At 72.7% G+C, this 20,473-nt stretch carries 18 protein-coding genes; 9 read left to right on the top strand and 9 right to left on the bottom strand.

Annotated features, from left to right (window positions below):
- The first annotated feature begins 74 nt into the window (after positions 1 to 74).
- Positions 75 to 2,753 (top strand): glucosidase, encoded by a 2,679-nt coding sequence (locus tag C6W10_RS33060; protein WP_234361510.1) that lies wholly within the window; start codon positions 75 to 77, stop codon positions 2,751 to 2,753.
- 178 nt (positions 2,754 to 2,931) lie between these two features.
- On the top strand, positions 2,932 to 5,190 hold the full coding sequence (locus C6W10_RS33055) for a S8 family serine peptidase (RefSeq protein ID WP_107264476.1): 2,259 nt from the start codon (positions 2,932 to 2,934) through the stop codon (positions 5,188 to 5,190).
- 153 nt (positions 5,191 to 5,343) lie between these two features.
- Here C6W10_RS33055 and C6W10_RS33050 read toward each other — a convergent pair whose 3' ends face one another.
- Positions 5,344 to 6,000, bottom strand: a complete 657-nt coding sequence (locus C6W10_RS33050; RefSeq protein ID WP_107262969.1) for a hypothetical protein — start codon at positions 5,998 to 6,000, stop codon at positions 5,344 to 5,346.
- A 331-nt stretch (positions 6,001 to 6,331) separates the two neighbouring features.
- Here C6W10_RS33050 and C6W10_RS33045 point away from each other — a divergent pair, with 331 nt between their 5' ends.
- Positions 6,332 to 6,847, top strand: a complete 516-nt coding sequence (locus tag C6W10_RS33045; RefSeq protein WP_107264475.1) for an AAA family ATPase — start codon at positions 6,332 to 6,334, stop codon at positions 6,845 to 6,847.
- A 167-nt stretch (positions 6,848 to 7,014) separates the two neighbouring features.
- On the opposite strand, the gene C6W10_RS33040 is transcribed toward C6W10_RS33045, so the two are convergent.
- From C6W10_RS33040 to trmB, 3 genes are all read right to left on the bottom strand, one after another.
- Entirely contained in the window at positions 7,015 to 7,824 is an 810-nt protein-coding gene (locus C6W10_RS33040) for an inositol monophosphatase family protein (protein WP_107262968.1), read from the bottom strand.
- A gap of 72 nt (positions 7,825 to 7,896) precedes the next feature.
- Complete coding sequence (locus C6W10_RS33035) at positions 7,897 to 10,395, bottom strand: RNA helicase (RefSeq protein ID WP_107262967.1); 2,499 nt, start codon at positions 10,393 to 10,395, stop codon at positions 7,897 to 7,899.
- Positions 10,396 to 10,485: 90 nt separating this feature from the next.
- Entirely contained in the window at positions 10,486 to 11,217 is a 732-nt protein-coding gene (gene trmB, locus C6W10_RS33030) for a tRNA (guanosine(46)-N7)-methyltransferase TrmB (RefSeq protein ID WP_234361986.1), read from the bottom strand.
- A gap of 399 nt (positions 11,218 to 11,616) precedes the next feature.
- Between trmB and C6W10_RS33025 the strand changes: the two genes are divergently transcribed.
- The 3 genes from C6W10_RS33025 (at position 11,617) to C6W10_RS33015 (ending at position 13,357) form a co-directional block, all read left to right on the top strand.
- The gene (locus C6W10_RS33025; protein ID WP_234359206.1) at positions 11,617 to 12,120 is read left to right on the top strand and encodes a hypothetical protein; all 504 of its coding nucleotides are present in this window, start codon (positions 11,617 to 11,619) and stop codon (positions 12,118 to 12,120) included.
- A 141-nt stretch (positions 12,121 to 12,261) separates the two neighbouring features.
- Positions 12,262 to 12,864, top strand: a complete 603-nt coding sequence (locus tag C6W10_RS33020; RefSeq protein ID WP_234359707.1) for a class F sortase — start codon at positions 12,262 to 12,264, stop codon at positions 12,862 to 12,864.
- Positions 12,865 to 12,919: 55 nt separating this feature from the next.
- Entirely contained in the window at positions 12,920 to 13,357 is a 438-nt protein-coding gene (locus C6W10_RS33015; RefSeq protein WP_159104854.1) for a hypothetical protein, read from the top strand.
- Between the two features lie 19 nt (positions 13,358 to 13,376).
- Here C6W10_RS33015 and C6W10_RS33010 read toward each other — a convergent pair whose 3' ends face one another.
- The 4 genes from C6W10_RS33010 to add all read right to left on the bottom strand — a co-directional run bounded on the left by C6W10_RS33010 (position 13,377) and on the right by add (position 16,593).
- Positions 13,377 to 13,712 (bottom strand): antibiotic biosynthesis monooxygenase, encoded by a 336-nt coding sequence (locus tag C6W10_RS33010; protein ID WP_107262963.1) that lies wholly within the window; start codon positions 13,710 to 13,712, stop codon positions 13,377 to 13,379.
- Positions 13,713 to 13,742: 30 nt separating this feature from the next.
- Positions 13,743 to 14,528 carry an exodeoxyribonuclease III gene (locus tag C6W10_RS33005; protein ID WP_107262962.1) on the bottom strand — a complete coding sequence of 262 codons (786 nt, stop codon included), beginning with the start codon at positions 14,526 to 14,528 and terminating at the stop codon, positions 13,743 to 13,745.
- 64 nt (positions 14,529 to 14,592) lie between these two features.
- Positions 14,593 to 15,513, bottom strand: coding sequence for a proteasome assembly chaperone family protein (locus C6W10_RS33000; RefSeq protein WP_107262961.1), 921 nt, complete (start codon positions 15,511 to 15,513; stop codon positions 14,593 to 14,595).
- A gap of 36 nt (positions 15,514 to 15,549) precedes the next feature.
- Positions 15,550 to 16,593, bottom strand: coding sequence for an adenosine deaminase (gene add, locus C6W10_RS32995; RefSeq protein WP_107262960.1), 1,044 nt, complete (start codon positions 16,591 to 16,593; stop codon positions 15,550 to 15,552).
- Between the two features lie 293 nt (positions 16,594 to 16,886).
- Here add and C6W10_RS38970 point away from each other — a divergent pair, with 293 nt between their 5' ends.
- The 3 genes from C6W10_RS38970 to C6W10_RS32985 all read left to right on the top strand — a co-directional run bounded on the left by C6W10_RS38970 (position 16,887) and on the right by C6W10_RS32985 (position 19,456).
- Positions 16,887 to 18,173, top strand: coding sequence for a hypothetical protein (locus tag C6W10_RS38970; RefSeq protein ID WP_234361508.1), 1,287 nt, complete (start codon positions 16,887 to 16,889; stop codon positions 18,171 to 18,173).
- A gap of 202 nt (positions 18,174 to 18,375) precedes the next feature.
- Entirely contained in the window at positions 18,376 to 18,522 is a 147-nt protein-coding gene (locus tag C6W10_RS38140) for a hypothetical protein (RefSeq protein WP_199853167.1), read from the top strand.
- Positions 18,523 to 18,796: 274 nt separating this feature from the next.
- Entirely contained in the window at positions 18,797 to 19,456 is a 660-nt protein-coding gene (locus C6W10_RS32985) for an EcsC family protein (RefSeq protein ID WP_234361985.1), read from the top strand.
- A 92-nt stretch (positions 19,457 to 19,548) separates the two neighbouring features.
- Here C6W10_RS32985 and C6W10_RS32980 read toward each other — a convergent pair whose 3' ends face one another.
- Positions 19,549 to 20,430 (bottom strand): GDSL-type esterase/lipase family protein, encoded by an 882-nt coding sequence (locus C6W10_RS32980; RefSeq protein WP_107262959.1) that lies wholly within the window; start codon positions 20,428 to 20,430, stop codon positions 19,549 to 19,551.
- Positions 20,431 to 20,473: the final 43 nt, after the last annotated feature.

The following is a 20,473-nucleotide window of genomic DNA, read 5'->3' as shown; positions in this document are numbered from 1 at the left end:
GGGGGACGATCGTTGGCCGGCTGAGCCGGGAGCGATCACAATGATCGGATGGATGACCGCAGGGGAGCGGTCGGATGACGGGCGGGAGTCGGATGGACGACGGGCAGGACGCGGAGCGTACCGGGCTGGATCCGGAGCGTGTCCGGCTGGCCGAGGCCGACGCCGGTGGGGAGCCGTGGCGGGCCTGGGGTCCCTACCTAGCCGAGCGGGCCTGGGGCACGGTCCGGGAGGACTACAGCGAGCACGGCACCGCCTGGGACTACTTCCCGCACGACCACGCCCGGTCCCGGACCTACCGGTGGAACGAGGACGGGATGGCCGGGGTCTGCGACGAGTGGCAGACCTTCTGCTTCGGCCTGGCGCTCTGGAACGGCGCGGACCCGATCCTCAAGGAGCGGATGTTCGGGCTCGGCGGCGACGGCGGCAACCACGGCGAGGACGCCAAGGACTACTGGTGGTACCTCGACTCCACCCCGACGCACTCCTACATGCGCTGGCGCTACCACTACCCGCAGGCCGCCTTCCCCTACGACGAGCTGGTGGCGGTCAACGGCGCGCGGGGCCGGGACGAGGTCGAGTACGAGCTGGTCGACACCGGCATCTTCGACGACGACCGGTACTGGGCGGTGACCGTCGACTACGCCAAGGCGTCCCCGACCGACATGTGCATCTCGATCACGGCGGCGAACCGGGGTGCCGAGGCGGCCACCCTGCACGTGCTGCCGACGCTCTGGTTCCGCAACACCTGGTCCTGGGGGCTGCCCGGCCGCGACCAGGTGCCGAAGCTGCGCGGCACCCCGGGCCGGCTGGTCGGCGAGCACTGGGTACTCGGCCAGATCGTGCTGGAGGGCGACGGCGGGCCGGCCGCGCTGGTCTGCGACAACGAGACCAACACCGAGCGGCTCTGGGGGTTGCCGGGGCGCAGCGCGTACCCGAAGGACGGCATCAACGACCACGTGGTCAACGGCGCCGACACGGTCAACCCGGCCGGCGAGGGGACCAAGGGGGCGCTGCACTACGTGCTGGAGGTACCGGCCCGGGGCGAGGCGACGATCAAGCTCCGGCTCACCCGGACCTCCCCGCCGCCGGCCAGCGAGCCGGCGCCCCCGCTCGACCTCGGCGCCGAGCACGACGCGGTGATGGCGACCCGGCGGGCCGAGGCGGACGAGTTCTTCGCCCAGCTGATCCCGGACGGCGCCTCCCGGGAGGAGGCGCTGGTGGCCCGGCAGGCGATCGCCGGGCTGATGTGGGGCAAGCAGTTCTACCACTTCGACGTGCAGCAGTGGCTGACCGGCGACCCGGCCGCCGCGCCGCCGCCGGAGGGGCACCGGCACGGCCGGAACAGCTCCTGGCGGCACATGAACAGCTTCGACATCATCTCGATGCCGGACCCCTGGGAGTATCCCTGGTACGCCGCCTGGGACCTGGCGTTCCACTGCGTCACCATCGCCCGGGTCGACCCGGGGTTCGCCAAGGCGCAACTGCTGTTGCTGCTCCGCGAGTGGTATCTGCACCCGAACGGGCAGATCCCGGCGTACGAGTGGGCGTTCGGCGACGTGAACCCGCCGGTGCACGCCTGGGCGGCGCTGAAGGTCTTCGAGATCGACGGTGGCCGGGACTTCGACTTCCTGGCCCGGATGATGCACAAGCTGCTGCTGAACTTCACCTGGTGGGTCAACCGCAAGGACATCGGCGGCAACAACGTCTTCGAGGGCGGCTTCCTCGGGCTGGACAACGTCGGTCCGTTCGACCGCTCGGCGGCGCTGCCGGTGGCCGGGGTGCTGGAGCAGTCCGACGGCACCGGCTGGATGGCCATGTACGCGCTGAACCTGCTCGACATGGCGCTGATCCTGGCGGTGCACGACCCGACGTACTCCGACATCGCGACGAAGTTCTTCGAGCACTTCGCCTACATCGCGGCGGCGGCCTACGACGCGGGGCTCTGGGACGAGGAGGACTGCTTCTTCTACGACGTACTCCGGCTGCCGGACGGGACCAGCCGGCCGTTGAAGGTGCGCTCGGTGGTCGGGCTGCTGCCGCTGGCCGCGATCACCCGGCTGACCACCGTCACGCTGAACCGGCTGCCGGAGCTGACCGCCCGGCTGCGCTGGTTCCTGGCCAACAAGCCGGAGTACGCCCGGGTGATCGGCGGTCGGCGGCTCGGCGGGGACGGGCGGCAGCAGCGGCTCCTCTCGATGGTCGGCCCGGACCAGGTGGTCCGGCTGCTCGCCCGGATGCTGGACGAGGAGGAGTTCCTCTGCCCGTACGGGCTGCGTACCCTCTCCAAGCGGCATCTGGAGCAGCCGTTCGCGGTGGAGTTGGGCGGGCAGGAGTTCACCGTCGGCTACGAGCCGGCCGAGTCGACCTCGGGGCTCTTCGGCGGCAACTCCAACTGGCGCGGCCCGATCTGGATGCCGACGAACTTCATGCTGATCTCGGCGCTCCGGGACCACGCGGCGTTCTTCGGCGACGACCTGCTGGTCGAGTATCCGACCCGGTCCGGCAGCAAGCACACCCTGACGGAGATCGCCGACGACCTCTCCGCCCGGTTGATCGCGCTCTTCGTGCCGGACGAGTGGGGGCGCCGGCCGATCTACGGCATCGCGGAACTCTTCCAGACCCATCCGGACTGGAAGGACCTGATCGCCTTTCCGGAGTACTTCCACGGGGACAACGGGGCCGGGCTCGGCGCCTGGCACCAGACCGGCTGGACCGCGCTGGTCGCCGACCTGATCCTGACCCTGCGCCGATAGGTCCGACCCGCCGCAGGTGACGGCCGGTGCCGGTCCAGATGCCGACTGACCTGCTGTCGGTTACTGTCCGTCAGGATTCAAACACTCCTCGTAGTGTCCCGTTCAGCCGTTTTCCGGGGCGGTGTCGCGGCACCGTCGCGCGGGCCCCGGCCACCGGCAGGAGGGGAGAAGAATGGCGATGAGAATTGCCAGCACATCAGGTCAGCGGCGGACGGGGAGACTCGCCGTCGGACTGGCCGTGGCGGTCAGCGCCGGGTTGCTCGGCACGGCGGTGGCCCCGGCGGCCGCGGCACCGGCTGACGGCACCATCCGGCACGCGGGTGGCGCCACCGCCGTCGCCGACAGCTATCTGGTGGTACTCGAGGAGGCGTCCGTCAGCGCCGACTCGGTGACCGGCCGGGCCGGCGTACTCGCCGCGCGGGCCGGCGGGAAGGTCGCCCGCACCTACCGGCACGCGCTGCGCGGCTTCGAGTTCACCGGCTCGGCCGAGGCGGCCCGGCGGCTCGCCACCGACCCGTCCGTGGCGTACGTCGAACAGAACCACCGGGTCCGGCTCACCGGTACGCAGACCCCGACCCCCTCCTGGGGTCTGGACCGGATCGACCAGCGCCCGCTGGCCCTGGACAACAGCTACACCTACCCGAACACCGGCAGCGGGGTCCGGGCCTACGTCATCGACACCGGGATCCGGCTCAGCCACCAGACCTTCGGCGGCCGGGCGGTCTCCGGCTTCGACGCGATCGACGGCGGGCCCGCCACCGACTGCCAGGGGCACGGCACGCACGTCGCCGGAACCGTCGGCGGTGCCGAGTACGGCGTCGCCAAGGGCGTCACCCTGGTCGCGGTACGGGTGCTGGACTGTAGCGGCAGCGGCACCTACGCCCAGGTGATCGCCGGTGTCGACTGGGTCACCGGCGACCACGACCCGGGCGAGCGGGCGGTGGCGAACATGAGCCTCGGCGGGCCGGCGAACAGCGCCGCCAACACGGCGGTGGCGAACTCGATCGCCGACGGCGTCAGCTACGCCGTCGCGGCCGGCAACGAGGACGCCGACGCCTGCGGCGGCTCACCGGCGAGCGTCCCGACCGCGATCACCGTGGCAGCCACCGGCGGCTTCCCCGGCGGCCCCGGCCGTACCGACGCCCGGGCCACCTTCTCCAACTACGGCACCTGCGTCGACATCTTCGCCCCGGGGGTGGCGATCGTCTCCTCCACCATCGACAGCGACACCGCCAGCGGGCCGGGGGACGGCACCTCGATGGCCTCGCCACACGTGGCCGGCGCCGCCGCGCTCGTACTGGCGCAGAATCCGTCGTACACCCCGCAGCAGGTCCGCGACCTGCTCGTCACCTCCGGTACCACCGGGCTGGTCACCGACCCCGGCCCCGGCTCGCCGAACGTCCTGCTGCACGTCGCCGACGTCCGGCCGCCCACCAACGACTTCGCTCTCACGGTCGCCCCGGCCAGCGGCTCGGCCGGACCGGGCGGCGCGGTCACCGCGACGGTGAGCACCCGGCTGACCGCCGGCTCGGCCCAGACCGTCGTGCTGAGCGCCACCGGGCTGCCGAGGGGTGTCACCGCGACGTTCAGCCCGGCCTCCGTCGTCGCCGGCCGGTCGTCGGTGATGACGATCCGGATCGGCTCGGCGGCGGTGCCCGGCAGCTACCCGCTGACGGTCACCGGCACCGGCCCGTACGCCACCCGGACCGCCCGGTACACGGTGACCGTGACGAACCCGGTCGGCTGCACCGGCACCAACAACACCGACGTCGCGATCCCGGATCTGTCGACGGTGCAGAGCCCGGTGGTCATCTCCGGCTGCCCGGGTCGGGCATCGGCCTCCAGCACCGTCCGGGTACGCATCCTGCACACGTTCCGCTCCGACCTGGTGGTCAGCCTGCTGGCGCCGGACGGCAGCGGCTACGTGCTGCACAACCGGACCGGCGGCGGTGAGGACAACATCGAACAGACCTTCCGGGTCAACCTCTCCACCGAGACGGCGAGCGGCCGGTGGCGGCTCCAGGTGCAGGATGCAGCCGGTGCGGACGTCGGGCACATCGACATCTGGACGCTGAACCTGACGGCCGGTACGCCGACCGCCTGCGCCGGCAGCAGCGCCACCCCGGTGGCCATCCCGGACCTCGGTACGGTGCAGAGCCCGATCGTCCTCGCCGGCTGCTCGGGCAACGCCTCGACGACCAGCGCGGTCGGGGTGCGGATCACGCACGGTCGGGTCGCCGACCTGGTGATCCGGCTGGTCGCCCCGGACGGTAGCTCCTATCTGCTGCGCAACCGGGTCGTCGGCGGGTCACCGATCAACGTGGTCTACCTGGTGAACCTCTCGACAGAGGCCCGTAACGGCAGTTGGCGGCTGCGGGTGCAGGACGCGGCGGCGCCGTACTCCGGACGCCTCGACGGCTGGTCCCTGACCCTCTGACCCGACGGTGCTGCCCCGGCGTGCCGCAGCACGCCGGGGCAGCACCACGCCCACGCCCGCTCTCCGTGGAAGATCGCGCTACTTCCCGCCGGTGCTGGCCTCGCCCGCTGGTCGAGGCCCTCCTGCCGGGACGTGGCGCGAGCTACCCACCGGTCAGGCGGCGGTGGACCAGATGGCGGTGAAGCCGGCCGCCTCACCGGCCAGCCAGCGTTCGACCTGGTCGGGACGGACGGCGGGGTCGCGGTGGTGCACGACGCCCCGGCGTACGTCGACCAGCACCGGCTCGGCACCGGGCAGCACCTGCTCCATCTGCCGACCCATCAGGTGCAGGGTGGCCAGCAGTGCCTCCTGGCTCGGCGGCTGCTCGTCGAAGTGCAGCCGGACGGCCTCCCGCCGGCCGTCGTCGTAACGCAGCCCGAGGTGCGGGTTGACCTTCACCGGCAGGTCACCGACCATCCCGAGGGCGTCGTGGGTCTGGGCGAGGTTGACGGTCGACAGGTCGCCGAGCGAGTGCAGGTAGCTGATCGCGCCCGGGACCAGCGCCTCGTAGAGCGGACGCCAGCGCGGCTTGACCACTCCGGCGATCTCGGTCAGGTGGCGGCCACCGGTCCGGAAGGCGATGTCGGTCTTGAGCGCCTTGACGAGCTGCCCGTGCGGGTTGAAGCCGGAGCGGCTCGCGCGCTGCTTGCGCAGGCCGCCGACGAACGTCGCCTTGGCCGGCCCGGTGCGGTCGACGTAGCGGGTGAAGGCGAGCAGGGTGGCGTAGGGGAGGGGGGCGGCAGTGGGCGCGGTGGCGACGGACTCTGGCACGGCTGTCCTCCCAGTTCAGAAGCCGTTTTAGTACACACATTCTAATTGATTCTTGCCGCTCCGCCCAGCCCAAAAGGGTCGTACCGGACGTCGCGTTCGCGCGAATCCTGCGAGTGTCCGGGAAAGTCTGCGAGTGATCTTGCGAGCCGCCCGGAACAGCTTGCTGTTGTCGCGTCCACGCGAAGCCTGCGGAGTCCGGACCTACTTTGGCTGACCGACGACCCGATCCTCGACATCTCCGGTGGACGCCGCGCCGGGTTGCGCGCCATCGCGACTGTCGCGGACGCTATCGAAATCCTCCTCCAGGCGTCGGGATGACACGATGTCCGCCATGATTCTCTGGATCAACGGCGCCTTCGGCGCAGGCAAGACGACGACCGCCAGCCTCGTGACGAAACGGCTGGACGGCGCCAAGGTCTTCGACCCCGAGTACGTCGGCTACATGCTGATGCCATTCGTCGAGTCCCCGACCGGCGACTTCCAGGACCTTCCGCTCTGGCGTCACCTCGTCATCCAGACGATGACGGGCCTTGCCCAGCAGCATCCGCACACCTGGGTCGTCCCGATGAGCCTGATCAACGTGGCCTACCGCACCGAGATCTTCGACGGCATCCGGGCTGCCGGCGCCGACCTCCGCGAGGTCATCCTCCGCGTTCCGGAGCAGCAGCTACGCAACCGCATTGACGATGACCAAGTGGAAGCGAAGGCCCGCCAGTGGCGACAAGACCACGTCACCCAAGCGTTGACGACCTTCGCCTCGCTGGCCGACGCCCACTTCGTCGACGCCTCCCAACCGCCAGAACAGGTCGCCGAGGCCGTGCTAGCACACTGTCAACGACAACCCTGAACCAAAACCACGACGTAGCCCGGACAATCGCATTACCCATCGTCCGGAACTACCTTGTGAGTCACTGGTCGGCGCCTGAGGGCCGTCCATAGCGAAGGTGAAACGCGCAATCGCCTGACCATCGCTCTCACCTGACGCGGCGGCGCGCACGAGGCTGCCGGGACGGCTCAACCTTCGGCGCCGGCCCGGAACTGCTGCTCGACCAGGGCCAGCAGGGCGGCGTGGGTCTGTTCGTCGGCCGCCACGACGAGGCCGCCCGGACCGGTGTGCAGCGGCTGGCCGCGCAGGCCGGTGACCACACAACCGGCGGCCCGGCACAGCGCGATCCCGCTGGTGAAGTGCACGCTGTCCCGCAGGTCGCCGTCGGTCACGTACCCGGCCCGCCGACCGGCCGCGACCCAGGCCACCGCGAGGGTACTGGAGATCACCCGAGGGCGGAACCGCTCGGCGAACCCCCGGTCGGCGAGCAGCCGTACGGCCCGGAAGGCGGGATCGTTCGGGAACGGCGGATCCAGGTTGACGTCCACCAGCCAGGAGTCGGCCGACGGCCGGAGGTCGGCGTCGACGCCGTCGTGGCGTACCCGGGCTTGGGCACCGTCGGTCCAGAAGACCTCCCCGCTGAACGGGTCCGCCGAGGCCGCCACGGTGGCCTCCGGGCCGGAGCGCAGCGCGACGTTGACCGCGACCAGCATGCTGCGGGCGGCGTAGTTCAGGGTGCCGCAGAGCGGGTCGACCAGCCATTCCCGGCCGTTGCCGCCGGATCCCGTCCGGCCGCTCTCCTCACCGACCACGGTGTCGTCGGGACGGGCGGCGCGGAGCACCCGCAGGATCGCCTGCTCCGCCTCGATGTCGGCGGCGGTGGCGAAGTCGCCCGGCGCCTTGTCGAACCGGGCCAGTGCGGTGCCGTAGCGGGAACGCACCACCTCGGCGCCAGCCTCCGCCGCCGCGACGGCCAGTTCAAGATCCGTGATCGTCATGCGGGCAAGGATAGGGACTGTCGGCCGGCGGGGCGGGCCCGCGATGGCCGGGCGGCTGCTGGCCGGCGGCCCTCAGAGCTGCCCGACCTCGGTCACCCGGAGCACGGCCGTGCCGGCCGCGTCGGAGGCGGCGAGGTCGACCTCGGCGCTGATCCCCCAGTCGTGGTCGCCGTCCGGGTCGTCGAGAATCTGCCGTACCGTCCAGCGGTCCCGGCCCTGCTCGATCATCAGCAGCGCCGGCCCGCGCGCCGCCGGGCCGGTGCCGATCTCGTCGTACGTCTCGAAGTACGGCTCCAGCGCGTCGGCCCAGGCGTCGGCGTCCCAGCCGTCCTCGGCATCGAGCGCACCCAGCTCGTCGAAGCGGCGCAGGGCGGCCAGCTCCACCCGGCGGAACAGCGCGTTGCGGACCAGTACCCGGAACGCCCGCACGTTGCCGGTGACCGCCGGCGGCTTGTCGTCCACCACCACGGCGGTCGGGTCGGCGGGGTTGCGCAGCCGCTCCCACTCGTCGATCAGGCTGGAGTCGACCTGCCGGACCAGCTCGCCGAGCCACTCGATCAGGTCGATCAGTTCCTCGGTCTTGGCGTCCTCGGGCACGCTCTGCCGCAACGCCTTGTACGCGTCCGCCAGGTAGCGCAGCACCAGCCCCTCGGAGCGGGACAGGCCGTAGAAGTTGACGTACTCGACGAAGGTCATCGCCCGCTCGTACATGTCCCGGACCACCGACTTCGGCCGCAGCTCGTAGTCGGCCACCCAGGGGTGCCCGCGCCGGTACATCTCGTAGGCGGCGTCCAGCAGTTCGGCGAGCGGCTTCGGGTGGGTCACCTCGTCGAGCAGTTCGAGTCGGGCCTCGTATTCGATGCCGTCGGCCTTCATCGCCGCGACCGCCTCGCCCCGGGCCTTGAACTGCTGGGCCGAGAGCACCTGCCGTGGGTTGTCCAGTGTGGACTCGACCACCGAGAGTACGTCCAGGGCGTAGGTGGGGGAGGCCGTGTCCAGCAGCTCGATCGCGGCCAGCGCGAACGGCGAGAGCGGCTGGTTGAGCGCGAAGTCGAGCTGGAGGTCGACGGTGAGGCGTACCCGCCGGCCGGTCTCGTCCGGTTCGGCGAGCCGCTCGACCACGCCGCCGGCCAGCAGCGCCCGGTAGATGGCGATGGCCCGGCGGATGTGCCTGCGCTGCGCGGCCGGTTCCTCGTGGTTGTCGGTCAGCAGGTGCCGCATCGCGGCGAAGGCGTCGCCGGGCCGGCTGATCACGTTGAGCAGCATCGCGTGGCTGACCTGGAAGCTGGAGGTCAGCGGCTCCGGCTCCGCCTCGACCAGCCGCTCGAAGGTGGGCCGGCCCCAGCCGATCGAACCCTCCGGCGGCTTCTTCCGGACCACCTTGCGGCGCTTCTTCGGGTCGTCGCCGGCCTTGGCGAGCGCCTTCTCGTTCTCGATCACGTGCTCCGGCGCCTGCACCACCACCGTGCCCAGGGTGTCGAAGCCGGCCCGGCCGGCCCGGCCGGCGATCTGGTGGAACTCGCGCGCCTTGAGCAGCCGGGTCTTGACCCCGTCGTACTTCGACAGGCCGGTGAAGAGGACGGTGCGGATCGGCACGTTGATCCCGACCCCGAGGGTGTCGGTACCGCAGATGACCTTGAGTAGCCCGGCCTGTGCGAGGGTCTCCACCAGCCGCCGGTACTTCGGCAGCATCCCCGCGTGGTGCACCCCGATGCCGTGCCGGACCAGCCGGGAGAGCGTACGCCCGAAGCCGGCGGTGAACCGGAAGTTGCCGATCGCCTCGGCGATCATGTCCTTCTCGGCCCGGGTGGCGACGTTGACGCTCATCAGCGCCTGGGCGCGTTCGAGCGCGGCGGCCTGGGTGAAGTGCACGACGTAGATCGGCGCCTGCCGGGTGGAGAGCAGCTCCTCCAGGGTCTCGTGCAGCGGCGTCATCGCGTAGGTGAACATCAGCGGCACCGGCCGCTCGGCGTTGCGGACCAGCGCGGTCGGTCGCCCGGTACGCCGGGTCAGGTCCTCGACGAACCGGGTGACGTCGCCCAGCGTCGCGGACATCAGCACGAACTGGGCCTGTGGCAGCTCGATCAGCGGCACCTGCCAGGCCCAGCCCCGGTCCGGTTCGGCGTAGAAGTGGAACTCGTCCATGATCACCATGCCGACGTCGGCCCGTTCGCCGTCCCGCAGGGCGATGTTGGCGAGGATCTCCGCCGTACAGCAGATGATCGGCGCGTCCTCGTTGACGCTGGCGTCACCGGTCAACATCCCGACGTTCTCGGCGCCGAAGATCTCGCAGAGCGCGAAGAACTTCTCCGAGACCAGCGCCTTGATCGGCGCGGTGTAGAAGCTGACCCGGTCGTCGGCCAGGGCCGCGAAGTGGGCACCCGTGGCGACCAGGCTCTTGCCGGAGCCCGTCGGGGTGCTCAGGATCAGGTTGGCCCCGGAGACGATCTCGATCAGCGCCTCCTCCTGGTGCGGATAGAGGCTGAGGCCACGCTCCTGCGCCCAACCGGCGAACGCGTCGAAGAGGGTATCGGGGTCGGCGCTGCCCGGCAGCTGGTCGGTGAGCGTCATAGCCGGTCCATCGTGCCTGCCCCGGCTCGGCAACGCCAATCCTCCGGCCCGGCCAGGATGATCTCGCCGGGGCCGGGGCCGGGCGGGATCTCAGCGACGCCGGAAGATCAGATCGAGGATGGGACGGCCGGCGGCCGTCCCGCGCCGCTCGAACTTCGTCACCGGCCGGTGCGCCGGGCGGGGGGCGAAACCGGGGTACAGGTTCACCAGCTCCGGGTCGGCGGTGAGGGTCTGGCGCATGCTCTCGGCGTACTCGGGCCAGTCCGTGGCGCAGTGCAGGGTCCCGCCGGGGACGAGCCGGGAGCGGAGCAGCGCGACGTGCGCCGGCTGGATCAGCCGGCGCTTGTGGTGCCGGGGCTTCGGCCAGGGGTCGGGAAAGAAGACGTGTACGGCGTCGAGGCGGTCCGGTGGCAGCAGGTACCGGACGAGGTCGAGCGCGTCGCCCCGGGCGATCCGGACATTCGTCAACCCGTGCCGCTCGATGAGCGCGAGCAGGTTGGCGATGCCCGGCGTGTGCACCTCGACGGCGAGGTAGTCCCGCCCCGGGTCGGCGGCGGCCATCGCCACGGTGGCGTCACCCATCCCGGAACCGATCTCCAGCACCACCGGTGCCGCCCGGCCGAACAACTCGACCAGGTCCAGCCGGCTGCCGGCGGGGCGGTCGCCGTCGCCGTCGCCGTCACTGTCGCCGGAGTGCCCGGGAATCGGGACGGTCAGGCCGTACCCGGGCCAGAGCCGGTCCAGCGCGTCCAGGTGCCGTCCGCTGAGCCGCCCCCGGCGCGGGTGGAAGGTGCGGATCTGGGCCAGCCGCTCCGACGGCACCCGGCTCGACGCCCCTGCGGGCGCGGGCTGCGGGGCCGGTGCGGGGGCGGCGCTCTGGTCCTGGCTGGTGAGGGTCACGGGAACGTCAGCCTACGCGATCGGTGCGGCCGACCCCGGATCCGGCAGGTGGGCCGACGGCGATCCCCGAGGTGGGCCGACGGCGATCCCCGAGGTGGGCCGACGGCGATCCTCGAGGTGGGCCGACGGCGATCCCCGAGGTGGGCCGACGGCGATCCCCGAGGTGGGCCGATCGCGATTCACCAGGTCGGACGACCACCGATCTGGTCCGAGAACGCCTGACCGGGTGTGCGCGGCGGCCACAGGTGAGAGGATTTCCCCATACGGCAGGCCACGGGCCGCGCGGCACCCGGCCTGCCCGAGGCGCCGGGAGGGGGACCAGTGGCAACGCGTCGACGCATCGCGATCCTCGGCGGTGTTCCGCTCGCCCTGCTGCTGGCCGTGCCCGCTCCGGCCCGCGCCGCCGACGTCTTCGTCCAGGTCAACCCGAGCACCGTCGAGGCCGGCTTCATGGTCGGCCTCAAGGCGAGCTGCCGGACCAACACCCAGCCCGCCACGGTCGAGTCGCCGGCCTTCGGCACGGTGACGGTGCAGCCGCAGGCCGGGTTCCTCACCGCGGTCGCCAGCGTGCCGGAGACGACCCGGGCGGACACCTACCGGGTCCGGCTGAGCTGCCCGGACGGCGGAACCGGCAGTACCCGGTTGATGGTGGTGGGCGCGACCCGGCCGCAACGGGGGCCGGCGACCGGCTTCGGCGGCAGCGCCGGGGACGACCCGGGCGGACTGCTGGTGGCCGGCGGGCTGGCCAGCACCGTACTCGGTGCCGTGCTCGGCCTGGTCGCCATCCGCCGCCGGGTCCGGTCGACCACCCCCCGCCGGACCTGACCTGAGGAGTCCCGCCCGATGGCCCGTACCCCCACCGGCCGTACCCCCACCGGCCGGCGTCGCTGGATCGGCGGCCGGCAGCCGGCGGTGCACCTGCGGCACCCGGCGGCCCGGCCCGGCGGCAGCCGCCCCCGCCGGAGCATGATCGGGCCGCTGGCGATCGTCCTGGTGCTCGTCGGGGTCTTCGCCACCGGGGCCGGGCTGGGCCAGTCGGCGGGCGGGCCGTGGCGCTGGCTCAACGGTGGCACCAAGGAGCCGCCCCGGGACTTCCCGGTGCTCGCGCCGAGCCGGCCGGTGAAGCTCGCCGTCCCGTCGATCGGGGTACGGGCCCCGGTGCACCGGGTCGGGCTGGCCGACGACGGTTCGATCGCCGTACCCGCGCTGGAGAAGCACAACGAGGCCGGCTGGTACGACCGGGGCCCGACCCCGGGTCAGTTCGGGCCGGCGATCATCGTCGGGCACGCGGACACCCGTACCGGACCGTCGGTCTTCCACGACCTGGCCAAGCTCCGGCCGGGCGCCCGGATCGAGGTGACCCGGCAGGACCGGTCGGTGGCGATCTTCGAGGTCAACTCGGTCGAGCACTTCGACAAGGACAGGCTGCCCACCGAGCGGGTCTACGGCGACTTCCGCCGCCCCTGGCTCCGCCTGATCACCTGCGGCGGACGCTGGGTCGGCGGTGGCACGGGGTACTCCGACAACATCATCGCCTTCGCCGCGCTGGTCGACTCCCGGAAGCCCTGACCGGCCGGCACTCCGGCGATGGACGTACCTGCCGAGCGGTGCCACCGTGGGACGCATGACCGACAGCGACGACCTCATCCGTACGGTGGGAGAGCTTCTGGCGAGGGGGAAACGCCCCGTCGAACTGCGCTGGCCCGGCGTCATGTACGACGACGGCCGCCTGGTCTACCGGGTCACCGTCGTGGACTGGCCGCGCGGTCGCGACGGCGGGACCGTCAAGGTGGTCGTCCAGTGCGCGAACCAGTACGCGACCTTCGGGGTGAGCCACCATCCGCTGCCCGAGGTGGCGCGATACCTGGATCTGAGCCCGAAGCAGCGTTCGCGCGGCTGGTCGAGGTATGACGGCGACCCGACGCAGGACCGGGGGATCTGGATCCATCTCGCCTGGACGGTTCGTCGGCTACGGGAGGCGTTCGACGTACTCGAACTGCATCGCGAGTACGACGGCAGCTTCGGCCTGCTGATCGGGCCAGGACCGGCCGCCACGACCTGACGGCCGGCCGGGGGCGGGGTTACCGGGCGGTCGAGTCGGCCTGCTGGACCACCTCGAACTCCAGCAGCGTGGCGCCACTGGCGACCGGCCGGGGCTGCTCGCCGCCGGATCCGTCGGCGGGTCCGCGCGCGTGCGCCTGCCGGGCCGGCCCGCTCGCCCACGCCTGGTAGGCCTCCTCGCTCTCCCACTTGGTGTAGACGAAGTAGCGGCTATCGCCGGCCACCGGGCGGAGCAGTTCGAAGCCGAGGAATCCGGGGGAGTTCTCGACCGCGCCCTGCCGGGCGGCGAACCGGCGCTCCAGTTCCGGGCCCGCGCCCTCCGGAACCTCGATTGCGTTGATCTTCACAACTGCCATGCACCCACCCTAGCCGCGCTGGTCCGCGGGCTACCCGGCGTCCGGGGCGGTGTCCACCACGATCGGGGCGTGGTCGGAGGGGCCCTTGCCCTTGCGGGCCTCCCGGTCCACGTACGCCGAGGTGACGCGTTCGGCGAACGACTCGGTCGCGTAGACCAGGTCGATCCGCATGCCCTTGTTCTGGTGGAACATCCCGGCCCGGTAGTCCCAGTAGGTGAACGGGTGCGGGCCCTTCATCGGGGTCGGCACCACGTCGGTCAGGCCGAGCGCGCGCAGGTCGGCCAGGGCCTGTCGCTCCGCCGGGGTCACGTGCGTCGAGTTGACGAAGAGCGCCGGGTCCCAGACGTCGGCGTCGGTCGGGGCCACGTTGTAGTCGCCGCAGACCACCAACGGCAACCCGGTGCGCACTTCGGCGGCGAGCGCGTCCCGGAGCACCGCCAGCCAGGCGAGCTTGTATTCGTAGTGCGGCGAGTCCGGGGTACGCCCGTTCGGCACGTAGATCGACCAGATCCGGTGCCCGGCGCAGGTCGCGGAGATCGACCGGGCCTCCGGCTCGGGGAACCCCGGCTCGTCGGCGAAGCCGACCGCCACGTCGGCCAGGCCGACCCGGGAGAGGATCGCCACCCCGTTCCACCGTCCGTCGCTGTGGCTGGCCACCTCGTAGCCCAGCTCGCCGACCTCGCCGGTCGGGAACGACCCGTCCGGACACTTCGTCTCCTGGAGGCAGACCACGTCCGGCTTCGTGCCGGCGAGCCAGTCCAGCAGCCGGGGGAGGCGGGCCTTCACCGAGTTGACGTTCCAGGTCGCCAGGCGCATGTGCCCAGCCTGCCCGATCGGGCCGGGAAACGCAGGCGCGCGACGCGCGGGTGACGGCCCGCCGTCAGGTCCCCGGGTTCTCCCCGGGGCGGCCCTGCTCGGCGAGGAAGCGTTCCAGCTCCGCGCCGAGTTCGTCGGCGGTGGGCAGCGGCCCGGTCTGGTTGGCGAGCAGGTTCGGCCCGCCCCGGCCCCGGGTGAAGGCGTCGTACTGCTCCTCCAGCGCCTGCACCAGCGAGGTCGCCTCGTCGGTCTGGGCCACCTGCCGGTCGATGTCGGCCCGGACGGCCTCGGCGGCGGTACGCAGCGACTCGGTGGGCAGCAGCAGCCCGGTGGCCCGGGAGACCGAGGTCAGCAGCAGCTCGGCCGCGCCCGGGTATTCGGTCTGGGCCACGTAGTGCGGCACGTGCACCGCGAAGCCGACCGCGTCCCGGCCCTGCTCGCCGAGGCGGAACTCAAGCAGGTTGCCGGCGCTGCCGGGCACCTGGATGCGTTGCAGCCAGGACTCGTAGCCGGTGATCAGCTCCGGTCGGGTGGCGTGCGCGGTCACCCCGATCGGCCGGGTGTGTGGCACCGCCATCGGGATCGCGTTCAGTCCGATCGTCACCCGTACGCCGAGCCGCCGGATCAGGCTGGTCAGCGCGGCGATGAACCGTTCCCACTGGAAGTCCGGCTCGGGACCGGAGAGCAGCAGGAACGGGGTGCTCTCGTCGTCGCGCAGCAGGTGCAGTTCGAGCTTCGGCTGCTCGTAGTGCTCCCAGTGGTCCTCGACGAAGATCATCGTGGGTCGCCGGGACCGGTAGTCGAGCAGCTGGTCCACGTCGAAGGTGGCGATCGTCCGGGACTCGAGGGTCGACACCAGGTGTTCCCGGGCGAGCCGGGTCGCGTTGCCGGCGTCGACGAAGCCGGACAGCGCCTGGATCAGCACCGGCTGACCCAGCTCGGGCAGGTCGTCGGTGAGCTGGTAGAGCTCGTTCGGGTCGAGCACCGGTCAGGACCTCCTTGGGGTACGCCGGGACACGCCTCACGCGGAGGGCGCCCCGATGTAGCAAACGCTGCCGCTATCTTGGTCCATTCCACCGAGCCACTCGGCAACCCCTGCCAGCATCGTCGCGCGGATCTCAGGTGGGGCGGCGGACGCCTCGACCGACGCCCGGCCCAGGGCGGCCAACTCGTCGTCGGTGCAGCCGAGTACCTCCCGGGCCAGCACGTACTGGTCGAGCAGGCTCGTTCCGAACAGCAGGGGATCGTCCGTGCCGAGTGCCACCGGCACCCCGGCGGTGAGCAGGGCCCGCAGTGGGGTGGCCGCCAGCCCGCTGGTGACGCCGAACGGCGGGTATGAGCTGGGACACACCTCGGTCGCCACCGCCCGCTCGGCCAGCAGGTCGAGGGTGGCCGGGTCGGCGGTCGCGGTCACCCCGTGCCCGATCCGGTCCGCGCCGAGCAGCGTGACGCAGTCCCGGACGTGCCAGGCGGCCTCGTAGAAGCCGCTGTGCGGCACGGCCAGCAGTCCGGCCCCGGTCGCCGTCCGCATCGCGGGTACGAAGTCGGCGATCCTGCCCCGGCGTTCGTCGTTGGAGAGTCCGAAGCCGACGACGCCGTGCCCGGCGTACCGGGCGGCGAGTCGGGCGATCCGCTCCGCCTGGGCCGGCGGCCCGGCCCAGCTGGCCGCCAGCACCACTCCGGTACGCCCACCGGCCGCCCCGGCGAGTACCGCCTCCACCACCGGCTCCAGCCCGCCCAGCCGGTCGGCGTACGTCGTCGGGTCGACCTGGATCTCCACCCAGCCCGCGCCGTCGGCGAGGTTGTCGGCGGTCGCCTCGGCCACCACCCGACTCAGGTCGTCGGCGGTACGCAGTGCCGCCCGGGCGAGGTCGTAGCGGCTCTGGAACGCGGCCCAGCCGGCGAGGAGGCCGGTCGGGAGCGGCTCGGGCAGCGGCAGGCCGTCCCGGTCCGCCAGCTCGGCCAGGGTCTCCGGCCGCATCGAGCCGGTGAGATGCAGGTGCAGGTTGGTCTTCGGCAGTCGACGGAGGTCGCGGCGCGGGTGCGGGTCGGTGACCGGTGCCATAGTCCACGGTCTCACGAGACGGACCGGTCCGGGGAACGGGCGGGGGACCGGCCGGCCGAGCCCGGCTCGGCCGATCGGAGGAGGTGGCCGGAGTGGCCTCGGGTGACGGTTGATTCGAAGGTAGATGCCCCGTTGGTGGAGACAGCGTGCTTTGCCGCTTACGTCTTGATTGTCATATCTGACCGGCGGCGCCACCCCCTGCGGTCCATTGACCCGTTTCCCTGCCCGCAGATGTGGTGGAGCCCACCCCGTGACTGCCCGTAGTCGGCCATCGACCTGCCTAGCCTCGTCGGATGCCTGACGACGACCGTTCTGAGACCGCGTACCCCGCCGTACCCAGCACTGTCCGATCGGATGATGCCTCCTCCTCCGACTCGACATCCGGCGCCGCCCCGCGCCGGTCGCCCGGGGCGCTCCGCCCCGCCCCGGCCGGGCTGCACAGGCTCGTACTCCTGCTCTCGGCCCTGCTCGGTCACCTCCGGCCGTTCGGCGCGGCCGTGACGCGGCGGCTGGCCCGGGCCGCCGCTGCGGTGGCCCGGCGCGCCCGGCCCGGTGCCCTCGCCGCCGCCCGGCTGGCCGGCGTGGCGACCGCCCGACTGCGGGTCGCCGCCGGGCCGGCCCTGGCCGGGCTCCGGACCGTGGGACGACGCCTGCGCCGGGCCGTCGAGCCCGGGCTGGCCCGGCTCCGCCGGATCGTCGCGCCGAGGTTGGCCCGGTTCCGCCGGCTGCCCGCGGTGCGCGGCGCCGAGCAGCGGGTACGCCTGGCCGCTCGCCGGCTCGCCCCACCGGCCCGCCGCTTCGCCGCCCGGGCCGGCGCCCTGGCCGCCCGGACCGGGCTGCCGGACCGGCTCGGCCTGCGCCGTCCGGGCCGGGTCGCGGTGGCGGCCGGGCTGCTCTGCTGCCTCGGCGTGCTGGCCGCCGTCGAGGCGGTCTCGCCGTCGGCCGGCCCCGCCGGCAGCGGCACCGCGAACGCCGAGGACCGGGTGGCACTCTCCCGCCCCGACGACGGCACCGGGGACCGATCCGGGGACCGCTCGGCGCAGCGGTCCAGCCGCTCCGCCGGCCACGACCGGTCCGCGGGCGCCAGGTCGGACGAGGCGGACCCGGACACCTCCTCGCCGCTGGACGACGCGGCCCCGGTGGCCGGACTGACCGAGGTCCAGATGGACAACGCCCGGGCCATCGTCCGGACCGGCCGGGACATGGGGATGCCGAGGCGGGCACTGGTCATCGGCGTGGCCACCGCCATGCAGGAGAGCAACCTGCTCAACCGGGCCAGCGAGGTGCTGCCGGAGTCCAAGCGCTACCGGCACCAGGGCACCGGCTGGGACCACGACTCGGTCGGGCTCTTCCAGCAGCGCACCAGCAGCGGCTGGGGGCCGGTGAACCGGCTGATGGACCCGGCGTACGCGAGTGCCCGGTTCTTCGAGGCGCTGCGCCAGGTACCCGGCTGGCAGCGGATGCGGCTGACCGAGGCGGCCCAGGCGGTGCAGTACTCGGCCTACCCCGAGCACTACGCCAAGCACGAGGGCCAGGCGACCAGGGTCGTCGACGCGCTCGTACCCTCCTCGCGCCGCTGACCGGCGCCCCCGCCGCTGTGCCGGCCGCCCTCGACGGCGGCCGGCACAGCGCTGCAAGGCCGGGCCCCGCGGGCATCGACCGGCGGCGACTTGATCGGTCCGGCCAGGATGGAGGCGTGGACCCGTCCGAACCGTGAGGTCGGTGTGGTCGGGCCGAGGATCGGGTAAACCTGATAGCAGGGACCACGCGAGGAGGACCGAGATGGCGTCACTGGTGCAACGGATCCGGATGTTCCTCAGATCTCCGCAGGGCCGGCAGCTCGTCGAACGGGGCCGGCGCGAACTGGCCAAGCCGTCGAACCAGCACCGGATGCGCCAGATCATGTCCCGGCTGCGCGGCCGACGCTGACCGTCGACCCCCGGCCGCCGGTCCCGACCGGCGGCCCGGTTCGTGATGCCCTGATCCGTCCCCCTCGAAGATCCGGAGTGTGTCCGTGACCGAGTCCCAGCCGGCCGGCGGCGGAACCGCCGTGCCGGTACCGCCGACCGACCGTACGCCGCCGGCCGCCGCGAAGCAGGGCCCGGCACCTCACCCGGACGCCGCCGGGGTCGCGCATTTCGACCCGGAGGCGCCGGCCGACGGCGCCGATCCGGCCGGGTCCGAGGCGGCCGTCGACCCGGAACTGGTCGTCCCCCCGCCCAGCGGGCTGTGGGAGCGGATGAAGGCCGATCCGCAGTACGCCCCGGAGCACCTCGCCCTGGAGGCGGTACGCCGGATCGGGCCGCAGGCCCGGGCCTGGGCCGAGCGCAACCGCGCCCGGTATCCGCAGATGACGCCGGAGGCCATGGCCGAGACGGCGATCCGGAAGTTCGTCAACCACGCCCGGGTCTCCGGAGCGGTCTCCGGGGCCGCCGGCCTGCCCGGCGCGGTCCTCGACATGGGCGTACTGGCCTGGACCCAGGCCCGGATGGTGCTCTACGTCGCGGCCGCGTACGGCCACGATCCCGAGCACCCCGACCGGGCCACCGACCTGCTCGTGCTGCAACGGGTCCACAAGATCGCCGAGACGGCGCGGCTGGCCCTGGGGGTGGCCGCCGGACGGGAGCGGATCGACGCCCTGCGCGGCCGGTCGCAGGCGCCGCTGGCCCAGGTGATGCTGCGACTCGGCCTGAAGCTGGCGCAGATGGCCGGTGTCCGGGCCGCCAAGCGGCTGCTCGCCAAGGCGGTACCGGGCGCGGCGGTGGTGCTGGGCAGCTGGGCGAACTCCTCGGCCACCAGGAGCCTGGCGGACCGGTCCCGGGAGCTGTACCGGCCCCGCGCGATCATGCCGCCGGGCCGTTAGCCCCGCCCCCTCGGCCGCGTCGGCTGTCCCCGCCGCCTGGCTGCGCTGGCTGCGCTGGCTGCGCCGGTCGGGACTGGTTGCGCCGGTCGGGTTCAGCCGGCGCGGCGGGCCGGGCCGGCCAGCCCGGAGGCCCGCCAGGCCACCTCGGCCAGCTCGTTCTGCCCGGCCAGGTTCGGGTGGAAGTAGTCCAGCCGGTTCAGCAGGTCCAGGCCGAACCGCACCCGGTGCGCCGCTCCGCCGTCGTAGCGGCAGCGGGAGCCGTACGCCTTGCAGGCGGCGGCGAGTTGCTCGTTGTACGCGTCGATCCGGGCCCGGAACGTCGACCGGCGGGTACGGTCGGCCGGCTCGGTCGAGGTCGGGCTGGCCAGCAGGGCGGGACAGATCCGGCCCCGCCAGGCGCGTACCGCCCGGGCGTCCTCGTGGCCGACCTCCCAGACCCGGTACAGGTTCGGGATGCTCACCACGAGCACCCGGGCCTTCGGCAGGCCCTTCTTCAGGGTGGCGAGTCCACGGTCGATCTCGGTGCGGAACGCCGCCACGCCGGTCATCTCCTCGATCCCGCCCCGGCAGGCGTCGTTCGCTCCGATGAGTACGGTCACGTACTCCACTCTGGCCCGTACCGCCGCGGCGGCCTGGTTGGCCAGGCCGGAGGCGCGGGCCCCGTTCACCGCCTCGTTGTGTGCCTCGCCGCGGATCGCCGGGTTCACCTCGCGCAGTCGCCGGTAGATGCTCTCCACCCGGCTGCTCTCCCCGGTCGACCACGAGTTGCGCTGGCAGGCGGCGAGGACCAGGCAGGAGCCGAAGCCGGCGGTGATGGAGTCGCCGAGTGCCGCGATCGAGTCGGGCAGTCCGGGCCGGGGCGTGCCGGGCGGGGGATCGGGCTGGCCGCCGCCACCACCGCCGTCGGAGCCCTCGCAGGCCAGTGCGAAGGCCGCGAGCACGGCGGTGACGGCGGCGGTCCAACGTCTGGGCATGCTTCTCTCCGTACAGAGCGGACAGCAATCGCTCCGTAACTGT

The sequence above is a fragment of the Plantactinospora sp. BB1 genome, assembly GCF_003030385.1.
Lineage (GTDB): Bacteria > Actinomycetota > Actinomycetes > Mycobacteriales > Micromonosporaceae > Plantactinospora.
The sequence above is the reverse complement of the archived record's forward strand: the minus strand, read 5'-3'. Positions and strand labels throughout refer to the sequence as shown.

What these genes read in the sequence shown, in the direction of transcription:
- C6W10_RS33060 (WP_234361510.1), top strand. Translation starts at nt 75, where the DNA reads ATGACGGGCGGGAGTCGGATGGACGACGGGCAGGACGCGGAGCGTACC.
- C6W10_RS33055 (WP_107264476.1), top strand. Translation starts at nt 2,932, where the DNA reads ATGAGAATTGCCAGCACATCAGGTCAGCGGCGGACGGGGAGACTCGCC.
- C6W10_RS33045 (WP_107264475.1), top strand. Translation starts at nt 6,332, where the DNA reads ATGATTCTCTGGATCAACGGCGCCTTCGGCGCAGGCAAGACGACGACC.
- C6W10_RS33040 (WP_107262968.1), bottom strand. Translation starts at nt 7,824, where the DNA reads ATGACGATCACGGATCTTGAACTGGCCGTCGCGGCGGCGGAGGCTGGC.
- C6W10_RS33035 (WP_107262967.1), bottom strand. Translation starts at nt 10,395, where the DNA reads ATGACGCTCACCGACCAGCTGCCGGGCAGCGCCGACCCCGATACCCTC.
- C6W10_RS33020 (WP_234359707.1), top strand. Translation starts at nt 12,262, where the DNA reads ATGATCGGGCCGCTGGCGATCGTCCTGGTGCTCGTCGGGGTCTTCGCC.
- C6W10_RS33015 (WP_159104854.1), top strand. Translation starts at nt 12,920, where the DNA reads ATGACCGACAGCGACGACCTCATCCGTACGGTGGGAGAGCTTCTGGCG.
- C6W10_RS33010 (WP_107262963.1), bottom strand. Translation starts at nt 13,712, where the DNA reads ATGGCAGTTGTGAAGATCAACGCAATCGAGGTTCCGGAGGGCGCGGGC.
- C6W10_RS33005 (WP_107262962.1), bottom strand. Translation starts at nt 14,528, where the DNA reads ATGCGCCTGGCGACCTGGAACGTCAACTCGGTGAAGGCCCGCCTCCCC.
- add (WP_107262960.1), bottom strand. Translation starts at nt 16,593, where the DNA reads ATGGCACCGGTCACCGACCCGCACCCGCGCCGCGACCTCCGTCGACTG.
- C6W10_RS38970 (WP_234361508.1), top strand. Translation starts at nt 16,887, where the DNA reads ATGCCTGACGACGACCGTTCTGAGACCGCGTACCCCGCCGTACCCAGC.
- C6W10_RS38140 (WP_199853167.1), top strand. Translation starts at nt 18,376, where the DNA reads ATGGCGTCACTGGTGCAACGGATCCGGATGTTCCTCAGATCTCCGCAG.
- C6W10_RS32980 (WP_107262959.1), bottom strand. Translation starts at nt 20,430, where the DNA reads ATGCCCAGACGTTGGACCGCCGCCGTCACCGCCGTGCTCGCGGCCTTC.